The sequence below is a fragment of the Limnohabitans sp. 2KL-51 genome (genome assembly GCF_003063645.1).
Lineage (GTDB): Bacteria > Pseudomonadota > Gammaproteobacteria > Burkholderiales > Burkholderiaceae_C > Limnohabitans_A.
The window spans coordinates 65,792-82,251 of record NZ_NESJ01000013.1; the positions used below are offsets into that span (position 1 = coordinate 65,792).

Consider the following 16,460-nt stretch of genomic DNA (forward strand, 5'->3'; position numbering starts at 1 on the left):
CCTGGCTCATGTCACCTAGCTCATGTCACCTGGAACTTGTCAGCCCACTGAACGGCTCGCGTTTTTAAAACAGACCTTCACTTTTCATTCCATTTTTCGCTCAAACCATGAACACTCCCTCTGCAGCCTCTTTGGTCGATCAACTCGCTCCCGGCGGCGTTTTGCGCGTGGCGATCAACCTGGGCAACCCCGTGCTCGCCGGGCTCGACGCCGCAGGCGAGCCCTCGGGCATTTCGGCCGATCTGTCGCGCAAACTGGCGGCCCAACTGGGCTTGGGCATTGAATGGCGGGTGTTCAAGAAAGCCGACGACTCGGTGCAGTGCGTGCGCGCCGACGCCGCCGACATCGGCTTTTTTGCCATTGACCCAGTGCGCGGCGAAGGTCTGTATTTTTCACCGCCCTATGTGCAAATCGAAGGGGCTTACATGGTGCGCAACGACTCGCCACTGCAAAGCAACAGCGAAGTCGACCAAGCCAACCACCGCGTGACAGTCGGTGCAGGCAGCGCTTACGATTTGTTTTTGACCCGCCACCTGAAACACGCCCCCATCGTGCGTGCGCCCAGCTCGCCCGCCGTGGTCGATGTGTTCATGGCCCAGCAGCTCGAAGTGGCCGCAGGCGTGAAGCAACAACTGCAAGCCGATGCCCAGCGCTTGGGCGGCGTGCGCCTGCTGCCCGGCCGTTTCATGGTCATCCACCAGGCCATGGGCATGCCCGCGCAGCGCAGCGAACCAGCGCGGCAATTTTTGAACAGCTTTGTGGAAGACGCCAAGCAATCGGGTTGGGTTGCGCAGGCCTTTGTGCGGCACCAGATCCAGGGCGCGGCGGTGGCGCCGCCGGGCTATCGCGCACACGACTGAGGGCCGCCAGGTCCGGTGATAAATTGGGGTTTGATCTTTCAACCCACCCCAAGAAGAAACAGACCGATGACCTCCTCCAAAACCGACCGCCTGCCCGAAATCCCGCGTGAACAAATGACCGAAGCACAACGTGCGGCGGTGGACGAACTCGTCAGCGGGCCCAGAGGCAAACTCTCTGGCCCCTTTGTGCCTTTGATGCGCAGCCCCGAGCTGATGCGCCGCTTGCAAAAAGTGGGGGAATACCTGCGCTACGACAACACCGTGGGTTTGCACAACTCGGAATTTGCCGTGCTGGTGGTGGCGCGCCATTGGTCTCAGCCAGTTGAATGGCACATCCACAAGCCCATCGCCATGAAAGCCGGTGTGAGCGAAGAGACTTGTGACGCGATTGCCGAAGGCCGCCGCCCGCCGAACATGACGGCCGAAGAAGCCGTGGTGTACGACTTTTTGCAAGAGCTGCTGCACAACCAGTCGGTGAGCGACGTGACCTGGGCAGCTGCACAAAAGATGTTTGGCGACCAGGGCGTCATCGACATGACGGCGCACTGCGGTTACTACAGCTTGCTGGCCATGGTCATGAACACCACGCGCCGCGAACTGCCGGACAACGCCGCACCGGGCATTGCACCGTTTCCCCACTGAAGGCCTGAACGAAGCTTCGGAGCACGCTCAACCAACGGCGTTGAGCGTTTGCCCCCCTGCTTGCACCGGGTGCGCATGCACCAGCACCACCGCCATCACACAGGTTTCAGTGCCCCGGTTGATCCAGTTGTGCACCGTGCCGCGCTGCACCATGACGTCGCCAGCCTTCAGGTGGACTTCCTCGCCGGACTCGAGCTCCATGTCGATCTCGCCAGACATGACCACGATGTAGTCTACTGAGTCGGTGCGGTGCACGCGCTGCTGGACACCTGGATGGAAGTCGAGGATGCGGAACACGGTGCCATTTTCAATCACCGAAAATTTGCCCTCGCGTCTGCCTGCGTCCACATGACCGTTGTTGTTGGCGGGATTGGTGTCGGTGGTCCAGACATTGCACACAAAGCCATTGGGGCGGCCTTGGCGGTAATGGCTGCAGACTTCATCGATTTCAACGATGGCTTTGCCTTGGTCATCGTGACCGGTGACAACGCGGCGAATGGACGGATTGATCGGGGTGGACATTCAATAAGCTCCTAGGAAATCGGTTCAGTCACCATCATGGCCCACGCGGCGCATGAAATCAGCCATGGCTGTCGCCAGGGTTTCTTCGTGCGGGCCCCAAGCAGAAAAAGGCAATGCGGGCACGTCCTCGTCTGCCACCGGCAACTCAAACAGTTCGCAGCCGGGGATCAGGGCCGCCGCTTCGCGGCCATGTCGAGACACATGGGTGTTGTCATTGCCGGGCACCACCCAGGTGGGCACACGAATGGCCTGCAGGGCCTGGGTCGTCATGCCCAGCACCGGTTCACGCGGGCCTTGTAAAAAAACCGCGAGCCAGTGGCGCATGACAGCGATGTATTGCCGCGGGTCCATGGCCATCAGGCGATCCTGGTTGCTGGGGTCGGCTGCGATGAGTTCTTGGTAAAAGGGCGTGGCACAAACCGCAGCCATGCCGCCTTGCTCGGCCGCACGGATGAACTGGCCGTAATAGTTGTCGGGCAAGCGGCCCGCCGTGAAAGCGCCGCCCGTGATGCGCAGCAGCAGCAAGCCAAGCACCACGTCGGGGTGCCGCAAGCTGGTCAGCAAGGCCAGTCGCGCCCCTGAAGAACCACCCCCAAAAAACGCGGGCACCGCGTTCAGGTGCTGCATGAGCTGCACCCAATCGTCGGCCCAGATCTCTTCTTCACCGCGATCGCCTTCGATCAACACCTGCGAAGCCCCGGAGTTGCGCCGGTCGTGCAGCACCACCCGAAAACCCCGGGCCGCGATGAGGCGCGCCAGCGGCAAAAATTCGGCACCGCTGCGCCGACCACCTGACACCAGCGCCAACCAGGGGCCTTGGTCACCCAAAATCTCGTAATGCAGGCGCACGCCTTCGGTGTTGACAAAGTCCACGGCTCAATCCAGCAACACGGGCAAGCGCCAGCCGATGGCCGATGCCACCGCATGGGCCACCTGCAGCACATGGCCCTCGGCGTGCATCGCAGCACCGATTTGCAAAGCCATGGGCAAGCCTTGGGTAGACAGGCCCATGGGGCAAGTCAAAGCGGGATGACCGGTCAGGCTGAACAGTCGGTTGCAGGCGCTGCGCTGCCCAGTGGGATTGGCCATCAGGGCTTGCAGGGTTTCGGGCAAGGCTTCGCGACCTGGCCACATCAGCACATCCACCTGCTCAGCCAGCAAAGCGCTGACCTGCTGTTGCCACACATCGGCCTGCACGCGGGCCGCTTGGTAGCTGTTCAAACTCAGCTGCGCTGCACCCGCCAGTTTTTGGCGCAAGCCTTGCCCCAGCTGTTCCGGGTGGTCGCGCCAAATGTGCTGCAGTTGTTGAAACGCTTCATAGGCAATCAAGGTGTTGGCCGCCTGCACCACATCGGGCTGCGGTGGCCAATCCACCGCATCCACCGTCACCACTTTGGCGCCTTCAGCCTGCAGTGTTTGCAAGGTTTCTTCGAAGCAGGCCTGGATTTGCGGGTCGTGCGTGGCTTGGCCGTTCTCAGCGTTGCGCCACAGCCCCGAAGGCACGCCAATGCGCAACCCCCGAAGAACCGAACGCTGCACATCGGCAGCGCATGCATTAGCCACATCGGTGCCATGCCAAGCGTCCCAGATCAGGGCCTGGTCCAGCGCGGTGCGGGTCAAAAATCCGGCGACATCCAGGCTGGGGGCCAAGGCGATCACGCCCGACATGGGGTAAGCATGGCGCGTGGGTTTGAGACCCACCACACCACAGGCCGCAGCCGGGTGGCGGATCGAGCCGCCGGTGTCGGTGCCGGTGGCCGCCAGGCACAAACCTGCTGCCACTGCCGCACCTGAGCCGCTGCTGGAACTGCCGGGCATATGGGCCAGATGCCAGGGGTTGCGCGCAGGCGGAAACAAGTCATCTTTTGTGGGCGAGCCAAAGGCAAATTCATGGCAAGCCGTTTTGCCCAAACTGATCACACCCAAGCGCTCTAAACCCGTCACCAGCGTCGCGCTGACCGAAGGCACCCAGTCGTGCAAATGCCGTGAATGCGCGGTGGTGCGCACGCCCTGCGTCAGGTACACATCCTTGTGCGCCATCGGGATGCCATGCAAAGGCCCCCGGTATTGGCCTTGCGCAATCTCGCGGGTGGCCTGGTGCGCCGCTTGCAAGGCGGCATCCAGCGTGGGCGTGACAAAGGCGTTCACTTGCCCATCGAGTCGCTCGATCCGGTCGATGCAGACCTGCACCAGCTGCACTGGTGTGATGGTCTTTTGCCGAATCAGGGCACTGGCTTGCGCCAAAGACAGCGCATGAAGCGGCGTGTCAGCATGCGCCTCAGCAGATGGGTTCAAGGGCGTCTGACGGCTCATGCCTCAAGGCGCTGGCATCGGGTTGGCTTGCTGAAACCATTGGCTAATTTCAGAGCCGTTCCAGAACACCACGCCAGGCTGGCTGGCCAAAAACTCAAGCATCATTTCAAAGTACTCGATCCGGTGGGCAGCACCCGAAATGTAAGGATGCACGCCAAACGCCATGATGCGGGCGCTGTGCGCCGACTCGGCATACAGCCGCTTGAACGCATCTTTGGTGCGCAGCAGCATCGCGTCCGAACGCTCGTGCGAGGTGAGCATGATGTTGATGTCGTTGAGCTCGATGGTGTAGGGCACCGAGACCAGCGGTCCATGTTTGGTGAGCACATACTGCGGCTGGTCATCGAGCACCCAGTCGCCAAACCAGGACATGCCCAGCTCCTTGATCAGATCGGGGGTCTCCAGCGTCTGGCTGCGGCCCGGACCTAACCAGCCTTGTGGGCGCTGGCCGGTAAAGCGGGTCAGCACATCCAGCGTCTGCTCCATCATGGCCCGCTCGTCCGGGATCTTCTGGATCGGGATTTGCTCATAGCAATGCGCCATGAATTCCCAACCCGCATCGAGCGCGGCTTGCGTCACGCGCGGACGTGTTTCGCAGACTTTGGCATTGATGGACAGGGTCGGTCGGATACCTGCATTTTTGAAAGCGTCCATGAGGCGCCACACACCCACCCGCATGCCGTATTCATGCCAAGTCCAGTTGGGCACATCGGGCACCGGGGCTTGCCCACCGGGTGGCGGCGACACCATGCGCGGCATGGGTCGCGAGATGTCCCACTCTTCGATGTTGACCACCGGCCAGACCACCAACCGCACACCTTCGGGCAAGCGCAGTGGCGGCCGGTCGACGAGGGCCGAAAAGGGCAGGCGGTCCTCAGGGCGCAGCACCCCGTTGTTCAACTCAAAACTCATCAGTTCACTCCACCAGGAATCGAAGCGGCAATTTGTCGCAATTTGGCGGTTTCGGTGCGGATTTCTTGCACCATTTGCTCAGGCGTGCTGCCCACCAGGCTCATGCCCATGCCGTTGAGTTTGCGCTGCACGTCCGGATCGGCCAATGCGGTTTTGACCGAAGCGTTCAAACGCGCCTGGATGTCGGCAGGCAGGCCTTTGGGGGCAAACAGGCCCACCCAATAGGTCAGGTCGTAACCGGTCAAACCGCCTTCGCTGAGCGTGGGCACATCCGGGTAACGCGGGTCGCGCACCGAGCTGGTGGTGCCCAGCAGACGGACTTTGCCCGCATCAATTTGCGGTTTGGCAGCGCCATCAAAAATGACTTGGCAAACCCCTGCCAACACATCCTGCATGCCGGGGCCAGAGCCTTTGTAGGGCACATGTACCATATCCACCTTGCCCATGGCATTGAACAGCTCGCCCGCAAAATGCAGACCACTGCCCATGCCCGAGGTGGCGTAGTTGATCTTGCCTTTGTTTTTGGGGTCGCGGGCATAAGCCAGGAATTCGGGCAAGGTTTTGGCGGGCACCGTTGGGTTGACCACCATCAGCAAACCGTATTTGCCCACCAGAGAAATCGGCGTGAAGTCGCTGACCGGGTCATAAGACAAAGACTTTTCCACCACCGCCATGTAGGTCTTGGTGCCGTTGGTGGTCATCAGCAACTGGTAACCATCGGGGGCCATTTTGGTGACGGCTTCGCTGCCGATGCGGCCGCCACCACCGGCACGGTTTTCAATCACGATGTTTTGCCCCAGGTTGCGGGACATGGCCTCGGCAATGATGCGGCTGGCCTGGTCCGAGAAACCGCCTGCGGCATACGGCACGATGGCCTTGATGGGTCGCTGTGGGTAGGTTTGAGCCTGAACAGAAGTCAAGCTGGCGCTGGCCAACAGGCCGCAGCCCAGCCAAGCCAGGAGTTTGCGTTTGGATGCCGTCATTGGAATAACCCCTTTCGGTTGTCTCGTGGTTAGATGTTTCGGGGTTTTCGCTGCCCCGTGCTGCACAACAAAAATAAGTATGCGTGCCGGTTTTTGGCTTGGCAATCGGGAGATCCCGCTTTGACACACGCAACAGGAGTTGTCGCTCCAATATTCCGAATCGTGGAATACTTTGTCTTTTTGACCCACCGACGACACCCTGGCGCTCAGCTGTAGAGCCCTTTCAAGCCATGAACCCTTCCCCGAAAAACGAAGGCGCGCAAAGCATCGCGCGCGCCGCCTTGCTGCTGCGAACCTTGTCGACTTTCGGCTCGCAGGGCGCGGCACTCATGCAAATCAGCACCCTAACCCAATTGCCCAAGGCCACCGTGCACCGCATCCTGTCGGCCATGCTCGATGAGCACCTGGTTGAGCGCCCCTGGGGCACACGCCGCTACCGGCTCGGCCCGGAGGTTTATGCCTTGGGCATGTCGGTGCTGGACGTGCACGACATCAAAAGCATTGCCCAGCCATCCTTTGAACGTTTGGCCCAGGCCACAGGTGAAACGGTGTACTTGGGGATACGCTGTGGCTACGATGCCGTGTGCTTGGACAAGCGTCAGGGCCACCTGCCGCAAAACGCCGAAATCCTGCAGGTGCACAACCGCTGGCCCATGGGCATTGGCTCTTTCAGTCTGGCGATCCTGTCATTTTTGCCCGACAACGAGATCGCTGACATCCTGGCCTTCCACCGCCTGCGCAGCGGCCAAGACAAGGCCTTCAGCAAAATGGCCAGCGGCATTCAGAAGACACGCAAAAACGGCTACGCCCTGACCAAAACGCGTTCCGGACGGGGCATATCGGGCATTGCCGTGCCCGTTTTTGACCGGCGTCGCTACCCGATTGCCTCCTTGTGCGCCGTGTCCACGCTCGATCGCATGACGGGCAGCTACCTCAGCGATCTGGCGGCCACCTTGGCCCACGAGGCTGACATCATGTCGGCGCAATACGAGCTGGCCCGCATGAACCCGACCCAAGCCGAAACCTGGCGCACGGCCATCAAGGACCCGCAAAGCCCGCGCATCGCATTCTGAATACGAGCGGCTTCACCCTTGCACATGACGCAGCAGGCGCATCCAAGGCACAGGTCTGTAATTCCACCAGCTGGAATTTTGAGCTTGGTCAATTCACGCGGCCCTCCTAGAATCTCGCCACGATAACCAACGCTGGAGACTGTGTATGCAAAAGCTTGTCCGATTTCTCAAATGGAGTGTGCTGGCACCCTTGGCTTTGTGCCTGGGCGTGGTCCAAGCTCAGGGCTTTCCCAACAAGCCGATCAAGATCGTGGTGCCCTTCGGACCAGGTGGTTCGGGCGACATCACCGCACGCGCCTTTGGCCAATACCTGGAAGCGCAGTTCAAACAAGGCGTGGTGATCGAGAACCGGGCTGGTGCCAACGGCATCCTGGGCACCGAGGCGGTCAAGAACGCGCCCGCAGATGGCTACACCTTGCTGCTGACCACCAACACCACGCTGGCCGCCAACCTGAGCCTTTACAAAAAAGTGCCCTATGACCCCCTGAAAGACTTTGAGCACCTGGGGCAGTTCGGCACAGCCGCCTCGGTGGCGATGGTCAGCAAGGACTCGGGGATCCGCACACCCGCCGACCTGACGGCCTATGCCAAAGCCAACCCGGGCAAGGTGTTTTTTGGCCACTACAACTCGGCCTCGCAAATGACCGCCGAAATGTTCAAGGTCAAGACCGGCGCACCCATGACCGGCATTCCTTACAAAAGCATCGGCTCGGCCCTGCAAGACTTTTACGGCGGCCAGTTGCAGGTGCTGTTTCTGGAATACCTGCCTGCGATGGCCCACATCGACAACCCCAAAGCCACCGCCATTGGTGTGACGGGGGCCACCCGTTTCAAGCCCTGGCCCAACGTGCCCGCCATTGGCGAGACCTATGCGGGCTATGAACTGGGCTTCTTTCTGGGTCTGGCCGCACCGGCTGGCACCCCGCCCGACGTGGTGCGCAGACTGGATGGGGCCATCAGCTCCGCACTGAAAGATGAGGCCTTTTTGGCGCGTTTAGCGCAATTGGGCTTGGAGCCCTCCAAGGTATCCAAGGCCGAATATCCTCGCTTCATTCAAAGTGAAATCACCCGCTGGGCACAGGTCATCAAAGACGCTGGCATCAAGCCTGAGTGAATCTGCATTTTTCAAAAATCAACGACAGGACCCGCCATGCGCCTAGGCTACTTCACCATGCCCCTGCATCCCTTCGAGCGGGACACCACAGAGACCTTGCACGAGGACCGGCAGACCATCATCCTGGCCGACAAGCTGGGGTTTTACGACGCGTTTGTGGGCGAGCACCTCACTGACAAAGCCGAAAACGTGACCAACAGCCTGTTATTCCTGGCCACCTTGATCCCGGAAACCAAGACCATCAAACTGGGCAGCGGCACCTCCAACTTGTCGCACTCGCACCCCACACTGCTGGCCTCACAGGCGGCCATGTTTGACCACTTGGCCAAGGGCCGTTTCATCTTTGGTATCAGCCCTGGGGCCTTGGCATCCGACGCCGAAGCCTTGGGCATCCTCGACCAAGACCGCAACAAAATGTTCGCCGAGGCCATCGATGTGATCCTGGCCATTTGGGAGCGCGAGCCGCCTTACAACATCGACTTTCCGGACAACCGCTTCAAGGTCAGCACCCAGGTCACCTCTGTCCCCGCGATCGGTCGGGGCTACTTGATGAAGCCTTTCCAAAGTCCCCTGCCAGAAATTGTCGGCACGGTGGTGGCGCCCCACTCCAAAGGCGTGATCGCCATGGGCAAGCGCAACTTTCACCCCATGTCGGCCAACTTTTTGATGGACCATTGGCTGGCCAGCCATTGGGACAATTACTGCGAAGGCAAAACCTCCGTCAATGAAGTGGCCAACCCGGCCGACTGGCGCGTGGCTCGCACCATTTTCGTGAGCGACGATGCCGCAACAGCCAACCGATATGGCCGCGCGGACGCCAACAGCCCTTACCGTTATTACTACCGCCAAATGCTGACCAAGATGATGATGTCCAAGCGCCACGTCATCTTCAAAAAACACGCGGACGAAGACGACAGCCATGTCACGCTGGACCGCCTGCTCGACGAGTTGGTGATCACCGGCACCGTGAACGAAGTGACCGACAAGATTCTGGCTTTGCGTGAGAAGGCTGGCCCCTTTGGCGAAATCGTTTACGCCGGCATGGACCTGGTCGACCCCCAGTTGGGACGCCGCTCGATGGAGCTGATGGCCAACGAAGTCATGCCCCGTGTCAACCAGGCGCTGGGCTTGGGCTCGGCCATCAACGTGGACGCGCCCTTGGAAACGGCTGCGGCATGACCCCTCAAGCCTTCAAGCAGTTGATGCGCTTGCACCCGGCGGCAGTGAATATCATCGCCACCGGCAAAACGCCGTACCGCACGGGCATGACGGTTTCGGCCTTCATGTCTTTGGGCGTGGAGCCGCCCACGGTGGTCTGCGCCATCAACCGCAACGCCTTCAGCTACGCGCACATGGCCGACAACCAGGTGTTCAGTGTGAACACGCTGGCGGTCGAACACATCGCGCTGGCCAAATTGTTTGCCGGTCAAGCCCAGGTGTTTGGCGATGAACGCTTTGACGAGCAGCAATGGGGCTCATTTGATTCGGGTTCACCTTGCTTGCGCGATGCGGTCATAAGCCTGGAGTGTCGTTTGATTCGGCAGGTGCAGGAAAGCACGCACTGCCTCATGGTGGGTGAAGTCATTTCCGGCCATTACAACGACGCCGCCTTGCCCTTGCTGTACCGCGATGGCCAATGGGTCACCACCAGCGACGACCTGCTGATGACGCCTGTTGAACCTTGAACTACAAGCCTTGAATACGCCGCACGCCGGGTTCAGGCCGCCTTGAGCGGCAGTCCAATCAGCGCCGACAATTCCTCGAGCCCCAAGCCCTCGACCTTGTCAATGACCACCAGGCCTTGTGGCGTGCACGCCAGCGTAGCCAAGTCGGTGTAGACCCTTTTGACACAGCCAATGCCCGTCAGCGGATAGCTGCAAGCCTGCACCAGTTTGCTTTGGCCCTGTTTGGTCAGCAGGTCCATCATCACCCAGGTTTGTTTGGCCCCAATGGCCAGGTCCATGGCCCCACCGACCGCCGGAATGGCTTCGGGCTCACCCGTGTGCCAGTTGGCCAGATCGCCCGTGGCGCTGACCTGAAAAGCCCCCAACACGCAGATGTCCAGGTGCCCGCCGCGCATCATGGCAAAGCTGTCAGCGTGGTGAAAATACGCGCCACCCGGCAACAACGTCACCGGCTGTTTGCCCGCGTTGATCAGGTCGTAATCTTCCAGCCCCTTGGCCGGTGCCGGGCCCATGCCCAAGATGCCGTTTTCGCTGTGCAACAGCACCTCGCGGTCGGCGGGAATGTGGTTGGCCACCAAGGTGGGTTGGCCAATGCCCAGGTTCACGGTGGCCCCTTCGGGAATGTCTTGCGCCACGCGGGCGGCCAACTCGTCTTTGCTGCGTCGGGTGTAGCTCATGCTTTGATGCCTCCGGCCTGTGTGGCCACACGGTCGATCTTGACCACCGCTTGCACAAAAATGCCAGGCGTGACCACGGTCTCGGGGTCCAGCTCGCCCAAAGCCACTTGCTCGTGCACCGTGGCCACGGTTTTGCGTGCCGCCATGGCCATGATGGGCCCAAAATTGCGCGCCGCTTTGCGGTAAGTGAGGTTGCCCCAGCGGTCGCCGCGCTCGGCCTTGATCAAAGCCAGGTCGGCGTGGATGGGCGTTTCATACACGTACATGCGGCCGTCGATCTCTCGGGTTTCCTTGAGCGAGCCATCGGCGTGTTTGGCCAGCTCGGTGCCGTACCCTGTGGGCGTGAAAAACCCGCCAATGCCCGCGCCAGCCGCCCGAATGCGCTCGGCCAAATTGCCCTGGGGCACCAGCTCCAGCTCGATCTGGCCCGAACGGTACAAACCATCGAATACATAAGAGTCAGTTTGCCGGGGGAAACTGCAAATGACCTTGCGCACCCGACCCGCCTTGAGCAAAGCCGCCAGGCCTTGCTCGGCGTTACCCGCATTGTTGTTGACCAGCGTCAGGTCACGCGCGCCTTGCGCCAGCAGGCCCTCAATGAGCTCGTCAGGAATGCCTGCCGTGCCAAAACCGCCAATCATGACGGTGGCCCCATCGGCGGTGTCGGCCAGGGCTTCTCTGACCGAGGAAACAAACTTGTTGATCATGTTTGAAGTGCACCAGATTGAATCGCAAAGCACAGTTTGCAGACTTAGATTTTCACAGCACAAAGTCCAGCACAGAGGCACGTGGGTGACTAGCTCAAAGACCCCGCATACCCTGGGGGTTGTCACCTGAATGGCAGTCACAGACGAGTTGATGTCTCAGGATGGGGCATTTTGTGAAAGGACATTGCCATGTTGCCCCACGCCATTCGCACTTCAAACGCCCCTCGGACACGCCGCCTTTTGCTGGGCCATGCCCTGTTGGGCGCGTGCTTGTTGACCGGTCTTGGCAGCGCACAAGCCCAGGCCACCTATCCTCAAAAGCCCATCCTGATGGTGGTACCACAAGCGGCTGGTGGCACCAACGACATTGTCGGTCGCCTGGTCAGCCAAAAGCTTTCCGAAGTGCTCGGCTCCCCTGTGGCAGTAGAAAACCGGCCTGGCGCGGGTGGCAACATTGGCACCCAGTTTGCCGCCAAGGCCCCCAAGGACGGTTACACCCTGCTCATGACCATCAGCAGCAGCCAGGCCATCAACCCGGCCCTGTACAAGAATCCAGGCTTTGATCCTGTGAAGGATTTCAAACCTGTGGCCTTGATCGGTGCCGTGCCCAATGTGCTGCTGGCCCATCCAAGCTTCAGCGGCAAAACGGTGCAGGACCTGATCGCTACCGCCAAAACCAAACCCGGTCAGCTGCAATATGCCTCGGCGGGCAACGGCACGCTGAACCACCTGCTGGGCGAAATGCTCAACAGCATGGCGGGTATTCAGTTGCAGCATGTGCCCTACAAGGGTGTTGCCCCCGCCATGAACGATGTGCTGGGCGGTCAATTGCCTTTCGTGTTTGCCAGCCTGCCCGCATCGCTGAGCCACATCAAGGCCGGCAAGCTCAAAGCCCTGGCGGTGAGCAGCCCGCGCCGCTCTCCGGCCCTGCCTGATGTGCCCGCTCTGGCAGAGTCGGTGCCCGGTTATGCCGGCACCTTGTGGATCGGTCTGTTCAGCCCGGCAGGCGTGCCAGCAGAAGTCTCTGCCAAACTGAACGACGCCATGGGCAAAACGCTCGCAGCCAAGGACCTGCGTGACAAACTCGAACAGCAAGGCGTGGAGTTGGCGGCCCCCACTTCATCAGAACAGTTTGCCGCTTTGCTCAACGAAGACATTGTTCGCTGGGCACAAATTGTCAAATCATCGGGTGCGGCCATTGATTGATCGCCACGCCTGGCGTCCTGCATTCAATTATTCTGACGACTCCCACCAAGTAGGAGACAACATAAAACACCGCATTGAATTGGCATTGACCCGGTGACTGTGACTTTACTTTTACAGCGTCTTTGTCAGTACTGCTTGTAAGGCAAGAACTTGCCCGACAGCACCACATTCACGCGGTCACCCTTGGGGTCGGGTTGGCGCACGATGTCCATGCTGAAGTCAATGGCGCTCATGATGCCGTCGCCAAACTCTTCGTGGATCAGTTCCTTGATGGTGGTGCCATAGACGCTGACGATTTCGTACCAGCGGTAGATCAGCGGGTCGGTGGGGACCTGGCTGGGCAGCGAGCCTTTGTAGGGCACGACTTGCAGCCATTTGATCTCTTCGGCGGTCAGGCCAAAGATCTTGCCGATGATCTTGGCCTGCTTGGCATCAAAGGTCATTTGGCCCAAGCAACCGGCGGTGACCCATTCTTTGGACAGACCGACTTTGTCGGCCACGTCGCTCCACTTTATGCCCTTGGACACTTTGGCTGTGATGATTTTTTCGGTGATGTCTAAACGGTTCATGAATGACCTCTTGAGGGGGGTTGGTAAAAAATAGGGGGAAAACAATTCAATGGGCTTTGGCGCGGGACACCAAAAAGTCGACGATGTGGTTGCGCATGTCGTAGTAGCCGCTCAGGTGGTGCAGCTGGGCTCGGGTGCGCTCACGCGGCAGCGGGTTGACCACCACTTCGGCCAAGCCGCCGGGCACATAGCTGCCGCCCGACTCGTTGCCGTTGCTCATGAGCAGGATGCGGTCGGACAGCAAAATCGCTTCGTCCACGTCATGCGTGATCATGAAGACCGTTTGCTGCGTCTGGCGCACGATGGTCATCAGCTCGTCCTGGATGGTGCCGCGTGTGAGGGCATCGAGCGCGCCAAAAGGCTCGTCCAGCAGCAGCATCTTGGGCTGGATGGCAAAGGCTCGGGCAATGCCCACGCGCTGCTTCATGCCGCCTGACAGCTGGCTGGGTTTTTTGTCGATGGCGTGCAGCAAGCCCACCATGCCCACATGCTTTTCCACATGCAGATTGACCTGCGGTGCTTTCCAGTCGGGCCACTTGGACCGCACGGCAAACGCGATGTTTTGCCGCACCGTGAGCCAAGGCATGAGCGCATGGCTTTGGAACACAACCCCGCGCTCGAGGCTCGGACCGGCGATCTCGCGCCCATCCATGAAGGCATGGCCCGTGGTGGCGGTGTCCAAGCCCGCGAGCACGTTCAAGATGGTGGTCTTGCCGCAGCCTGAATGGCCGATGATGCAGACGAACTCGCCTTTGTCGATGTTGAAGGACACGTCCGAAAACACTGGCTTGTCGCTTTGGTAGGCCTTGCCCAGTTTTTCGATTTTGAGGAAAGCGTTCATGGCTTTGGCCTTGGGTTGGGGTGCATGGATGTGGGATGGCAAAGGTGCGATCAGCTCACGTTCAGTGGTTTCACTCCACATAGGTCACCGCCTTTTGCACTTGGGCAAATGCCAAGTCCAGCAACATGCCCACCACGCCAATCACCAGCACCGCAAAGATCACATTGACCAACGACAGGTTGTTCCACTCGTTCCAGACGAAGTAACCAATGCCCGTGCCGCCCACCAACATTTCGGCGGCCACGATCACCAACCAGGCGATGCCCATGCTGATGCGCATGCCGGTCACGATGGTGGGCGCCGCGGCGGGCAAGATGACCAAAAAGGCTTTGCGCAGCGGTTGCACTTCCAGCGTGCTGGCCACATTGAGCCATTCGCGCTTGACCGCAGCCACACCAAAAGCGGTGTTGATCAGCATGGGCCAGACCGAGCAGATGAAAATCACGAAGATGCCGCTAACTTCCGAATCTTTCAGGGTGTAGAGCGCCAAGGGCATCCAAGCCAGCGGGCTGATGGGCTTGAGCACCTGGATGAAGGGGTCAAACGCTTTGCGCATGAGGGGCGACATGCCAATCATGAAACCCACCGGCAAAGCCACCAACACGGCCAGGAAAAAGCCCAACGCCACGCGCCCCAGTGAATGCGCCAGCTGGATGCCGATGCCTTTGTCGTTGGGGCCTTTGTCATAGAACGGATTGGCCAGATGACCCAGCATGGCTTTGCCCACTTCCAGGGGTGGCGGAAAGCCGGTGGTTTTGACCGCCCCCGGGTCCTTGCCCATCATCTTTTGGTATTCGATGTCTTCCGCCGTCATGCCCGCCTTGGCAGCGCCGGCCACCGACGGCGCGGTGGCTGAGAGCTGCCAGGCCCCCAGAAAAACCATGAACATGAGCAGCGAGACCATGGCCGCGCGCAAATTGAGATGCGTGGTTTTCATGTGCCTTAGCCCATCTTGTTGATCGCAAAGCTCTTGATGTACTCCTCGGGCTTGGCCGGATCAAACTCTTTGCCCATGATCTTGTACTTGGGGTAAGGCGAGGTGGCCGCAAAGCTGTGGCCCAGCTCTTTCATGTGCTTTCGCGCATCCGTGATGAGGAACACTTTCTCAGCGATTTGCTTGTAATTCACATCGCCCTTCACATAGCCCCAGCGTTTCATTTGCGTGAGCATCCACACCGCCATGCTCTGCCATGGCATGGGGTCAAAGTCGGCACGGTCGGGCACGTTTTGCACCTTACCCAGGCCGTCGGCAAATTTACCGGTGAGCACTTGGGCAATCACCGCTTCGGGTTGGTTCAGGTACTGCGCGGGTGAAATCACCTTGGCAATCAGTTCTCGGTTTTCGGGCTTGCGGGCCATGGCGGCGGCCGTGAGCACCGCGCGATAGAGCGCGGCGAAGGTGTTGGGGTTCTTTTGGATGAATTCGGTGCTGGTGCCAAAGGCGCAGCAGGGGTGGCCATTCCAAAGGTCTTTGGTCAGCATGTGGATAAAGCCGATTTCGTCAAACACGGCACGTTGGTTGAAAGGATCAGGTCCAAGGAACCCATCGATGTTGCCCGAGCGCAAGTTGGCCACCATCTCTGGCGGCGGCACCACGCGGATTTGCACATCGGTGTCGGGGTTGATGCCGTTTTCGGCCAAGTAGTAACGCAGCAGGAAGTTGTGCATCGAGTAATCGAAGGGCACCGCAAACTTGAAGCCCTTCCAGTTCTTCGGGTCGCGGTTGTTCTTGTGCTTGACCGCCAGCGTGATGGCTTGGCCATTCACGTTCTGGATGGTGGCCACGTTCATGGGTGTAGCATTGGCGCCCAAGCCCATGCTGATGGCCAAGGGCATGGGCGACAAGAAGTGCGTGGCGTCGTATTCCTTGTTGATCATCTTGTCGCGGATCAAGGCCCAACCGGCGGTCTTGGTCACTTCGACATTCAAGCCCTGCTTTTGATAAAAGCCCAGTGGATCGGCCATGATGAGCGGCGTGGCGCAGGTGATCGGGATGAAACCGATCTTGAGGTTGGTTTTTTCCAAAGGGCCTTTGGACTGCGCCAGGGCCTGCAAGCTGGCCACAGGCAACACGCTGGCAATGGCTGCCATGGCGGTCTTTTTGCCCACAGCGCGCAAAAATAGGCGGCGCTCTTCATCATGTGGAAACAGCGACTTGACCAAAGTGGCTTCAATGAATTCCTGGCTGTAGGCCTCGAACTCGGCGGTCTCGGAGCGGGCTCGCAGCTGCACCGCTGCCGCATCGGCGGCCACTTCGGCGTGGTGGTCGGCAGGCGAATGGTCACGCCCGCAGCTGCACTTGAGCATCAGGGGACGGTCGGCGTTGTACGGGTCGAAAAATTCGGACATGGCAGCC

18 protein-coding genes are annotated in these 16,460 nt (G+C 59.9%); 7 read left to right on the forward strand and 11 right to left on the reverse strand.

The window, feature by feature from the left end:
* Positions 1-107: 107 nt before the first annotated feature.
* Complete coding sequence (locus tag B9Z49_RS14495; protein WP_108354145.1) at positions 108-860, forward strand: ABC transporter substrate-binding protein; 753 nt, start codon at positions 108-110, stop codon at positions 858-860.
* 66 nt (positions 861-926) lie between these two features.
* Entirely contained in the window at positions 927-1,502 is a 576-nt protein-coding gene (locus tag B9Z49_RS14500; RefSeq protein ID WP_108354146.1) for a carboxymuconolactone decarboxylase family protein, read from the forward strand.
* Positions 1,503-1,529: 27 nt separating this feature from the next.
* On the opposite strand, the gene B9Z49_RS14505 is transcribed toward B9Z49_RS14500, so the two are convergent.
* From B9Z49_RS14505 to B9Z49_RS14525, 5 genes are read right to left on the reverse strand one after another with little or no spacing between them, the layout of a single operon-like run.
* The gene (locus B9Z49_RS14505) at positions 1,530-2,024 is read right to left on the reverse strand and encodes a cupin domain-containing protein (RefSeq protein ID WP_108354147.1); all 495 of its coding nucleotides are present in this window, start codon (positions 2,022-2,024) and stop codon (positions 1,530-1,532) included.
* A 24-nt stretch (positions 2,025-2,048) separates the two neighbouring features.
* Positions 2,049-2,897 (reverse strand): alpha/beta fold hydrolase, encoded by an 849-nt coding sequence (locus tag B9Z49_RS14510; RefSeq protein WP_108354148.1) that lies wholly within the window; start codon positions 2,895-2,897, stop codon positions 2,049-2,051.
* A 3-nt stretch (positions 2,898-2,900) separates the two neighbouring features.
* Positions 2,901-4,337, reverse strand: coding sequence for an amidase (locus B9Z49_RS14515; protein WP_108354149.1), 1,437 nt, complete (start codon positions 4,335-4,337; stop codon positions 2,901-2,903).
* A gap of 3 nt (positions 4,338-4,340) precedes the next feature.
* On the reverse strand, positions 4,341-5,249 hold the full coding sequence (locus B9Z49_RS14520; RefSeq protein WP_108354150.1) for a polysaccharide deacetylase family protein: 909 nt from the start codon (positions 5,247-5,249) through the stop codon (positions 4,341-4,343).
* Entirely contained in the window at positions 5,249-6,232 is a 984-nt protein-coding gene (locus B9Z49_RS14525; protein WP_108354151.1) for a tripartite tricarboxylate transporter substrate binding protein, read from the reverse strand. Before B9Z49_RS14525 ends, B9Z49_RS14520 begins: the two co-directional genes overlap by 1 nt.
* Before the next feature lie 230 nt (positions 6,233-6,462).
* Here B9Z49_RS14525 and B9Z49_RS14530 point away from each other — a divergent pair, with 230 nt between their 5' ends.
* The 4 genes from B9Z49_RS14530 (at position 6,463) to B9Z49_RS14545 (ending at position 10,104) form a co-directional block, all read left to right on the forward strand.
* Positions 6,463-7,305 carry an IclR family transcriptional regulator gene (locus tag B9Z49_RS14530; protein WP_108354152.1) on the forward strand — a complete coding sequence of 281 codons (843 nt, stop codon included), beginning with the start codon at positions 6,463-6,465 and terminating at the stop codon, positions 7,303-7,305.
* A gap of 145 nt (positions 7,306-7,450) precedes the next feature.
* The gene (locus B9Z49_RS14535; protein WP_108354153.1) at positions 7,451-8,419 is read left to right on the forward strand and encodes a tripartite tricarboxylate transporter substrate binding protein; all 969 of its coding nucleotides are present in this window, start codon (positions 7,451-7,453) and stop codon (positions 8,417-8,419) included.
* Between the two features lie 36 nt (positions 8,420-8,455).
* The gene (locus tag B9Z49_RS14540; RefSeq protein WP_108354154.1) at positions 8,456-9,598 is read left to right on the forward strand and encodes an LLM class flavin-dependent oxidoreductase; all 1,143 of its coding nucleotides are present in this window, start codon (positions 8,456-8,458) and stop codon (positions 9,596-9,598) included.
* Positions 9,595-10,104 carry a flavin reductase family protein gene (locus B9Z49_RS14545; protein WP_108354155.1) on the forward strand — a complete coding sequence of 170 codons (510 nt, stop codon included), beginning with the start codon at positions 9,595-9,597 and terminating at the stop codon, positions 10,102-10,104. The genes B9Z49_RS14540 and B9Z49_RS14545 overlap by 4 nt, the downstream gene beginning before the upstream one ends.
* Positions 10,105-10,136: 32 nt before the next feature.
* On the opposite strand, the gene B9Z49_RS14550 is transcribed toward B9Z49_RS14545, so the two are convergent.
* Together B9Z49_RS14550 and B9Z49_RS14555 are read right to left on the reverse strand one after the other, a co-directional pair.
* A complete protein-coding gene (locus tag B9Z49_RS14550; protein ID WP_108354156.1) occupies positions 10,137-10,781 on the reverse strand; it encodes a 3-oxoacid CoA-transferase subunit B in 645 nt (214 codons plus the stop codon).
* The gene (locus tag B9Z49_RS14555; RefSeq protein ID WP_108354157.1) at positions 10,778-11,488 is read right to left on the reverse strand and encodes a 3-oxoacid CoA-transferase subunit A; all 711 of its coding nucleotides are present in this window, start codon (positions 11,486-11,488) and stop codon (positions 10,778-10,780) included. The genes B9Z49_RS14550 and B9Z49_RS14555 overlap by 4 nt, the downstream gene beginning before the upstream one ends.
* A 189-nt stretch (positions 11,489-11,677) precedes the next feature.
* Between B9Z49_RS14555 and B9Z49_RS14560 the strand changes: the two genes are divergently transcribed.
* Complete coding sequence (locus B9Z49_RS14560) at positions 11,678-12,694, forward strand: tripartite tricarboxylate transporter substrate binding protein (protein ID WP_233254639.1); 1,017 nt, start codon at positions 11,678-11,680, stop codon at positions 12,692-12,694.
* Positions 12,695-12,819: 125 nt separating this feature from the next.
* Here the strand turns inward: B9Z49_RS14560 and cynS are convergent, their stop codons facing one another.
* Genes cynS through B9Z49_RS14580 form a run of 4 tightly spaced genes read right to left on the reverse strand, consistent with a single transcriptional unit; the run spans position 12,820 to position 16,453 of the window.
* Positions 12,820-13,263, reverse strand: a complete 444-nt coding sequence (cynS, locus tag B9Z49_RS14565; protein WP_108354158.1) for a cyanase — start codon at positions 13,261-13,263, stop codon at positions 12,820-12,822.
* Between the two features lie 46 nt (positions 13,264-13,309).
* A complete protein-coding gene (locus B9Z49_RS14570) occupies positions 13,310-14,185 on the reverse strand; it encodes an ABC transporter ATP-binding protein (protein ID WP_108354159.1) in 876 nt (291 codons plus the stop codon).
* Complete coding sequence (ntrB, locus tag B9Z49_RS14575; protein ID WP_108354160.1) at positions 14,175-15,041, reverse strand: nitrate ABC transporter permease; 867 nt, start codon at positions 15,039-15,041, stop codon at positions 14,175-14,177. The genes B9Z49_RS14570 and ntrB overlap by 11 nt, the downstream gene beginning before the upstream one ends.
* A 5-nt stretch (positions 15,042-15,046) precedes the next feature.
* On the reverse strand, positions 15,047-16,453 hold the full coding sequence (locus B9Z49_RS14580) for a CmpA/NrtA family ABC transporter substrate-binding protein (RefSeq protein ID WP_108354161.1): 1,407 nt from the start codon (positions 16,451-16,453) through the stop codon (positions 15,047-15,049).
* Positions 16,454-16,460: the final 7 nt, after the last annotated feature.

What these genes read in the sequence shown, in the direction of transcription:
- cynS (WP_108354158.1), bottom strand. Translation starts at nt 13,263, where the DNA reads ATGAACCGTTTAGACATCACCGAAAAAATCATCACAGCCAAAGTGTCC.
- B9Z49_RS14530 (WP_108354152.1), top strand. Translation starts at nt 6,463, where the DNA reads ATGAACCCTTCCCCGAAAAACGAAGGCGCGCAAAGCATCGCGCGCGCC.
- B9Z49_RS14535 (WP_108354153.1), top strand. Translation starts at nt 7,451, where the DNA reads ATGCAAAAGCTTGTCCGATTTCTCAAATGGAGTGTGCTGGCACCCTTG.
- B9Z49_RS14560 (WP_233254639.1), top strand. Translation starts at nt 11,678, where the DNA reads ATGTTGCCCCACGCCATTCGCACTTCAAACGCCCCTCGGACACGCCGC.
- B9Z49_RS14505 (WP_108354147.1), bottom strand. Translation starts at nt 2,024, where the DNA reads ATGTCCACCCCGATCAATCCGTCCATTCGCCGCGTTGTCACCGGTCAC.
- B9Z49_RS14545 (WP_108354155.1), top strand. Translation starts at nt 9,595, where the DNA reads ATGACCCCTCAAGCCTTCAAGCAGTTGATGCGCTTGCACCCGGCGGCA.
- B9Z49_RS14580 (WP_108354161.1), bottom strand. Translation starts at nt 16,453, where the DNA reads ATGTCCGAATTTTTCGACCCGTACAACGCCGACCGTCCCCTGATGCTC.
- B9Z49_RS14525 (WP_108354151.1), bottom strand. Translation starts at nt 6,232, where the DNA reads ATGACGGCATCCAAACGCAAACTCCTGGCTTGGCTGGGCTGCGGCCTG.
- B9Z49_RS14500 (WP_108354146.1), top strand. Translation starts at nt 927, where the DNA reads ATGACCTCCTCCAAAACCGACCGCCTGCCCGAAATCCCGCGTGAACAA.
- B9Z49_RS14555 (WP_108354157.1), bottom strand. Translation starts at nt 11,488, where the DNA reads ATGATCAACAAGTTTGTTTCCTCGGTCAGAGAAGCCCTGGCCGACACC.
- B9Z49_RS14540 (WP_108354154.1), top strand. Translation starts at nt 8,456, where the DNA reads ATGCGCCTAGGCTACTTCACCATGCCCCTGCATCCCTTCGAGCGGGAC.
- B9Z49_RS14515 (WP_108354149.1), bottom strand. Translation starts at nt 4,337, where the DNA reads ATGAGCCGTCAGACGCCCTTGAACCCATCTGCTGAGGCGCATGCTGAC.
- B9Z49_RS14495 (WP_108354145.1), top strand. Translation starts at nt 108, where the DNA reads ATGAACACTCCCTCTGCAGCCTCTTTGGTCGATCAACTCGCTCCCGGC.
- B9Z49_RS14550 (WP_108354156.1), bottom strand. Translation starts at nt 10,781, where the DNA reads ATGAGCTACACCCGACGCAGCAAAGACGAGTTGGCCGCCCGCGTGGCG.
- B9Z49_RS14570 (WP_108354159.1), bottom strand. Translation starts at nt 14,185, where the DNA reads ATGTGGAGTGAAACCACTGAACGTGAGCTGATCGCACCTTTGCCATCC.
- B9Z49_RS14520 (WP_108354150.1), bottom strand. Translation starts at nt 5,249, where the DNA reads ATGAGTTTTGAGTTGAACAACGGGGTGCTGCGCCCTGAGGACCGCCTG.
- ntrB (WP_108354160.1), bottom strand. Translation starts at nt 15,041, where the DNA reads ATGAAAACCACGCATCTCAATTTGCGCGCGGCCATGGTCTCGCTGCTC.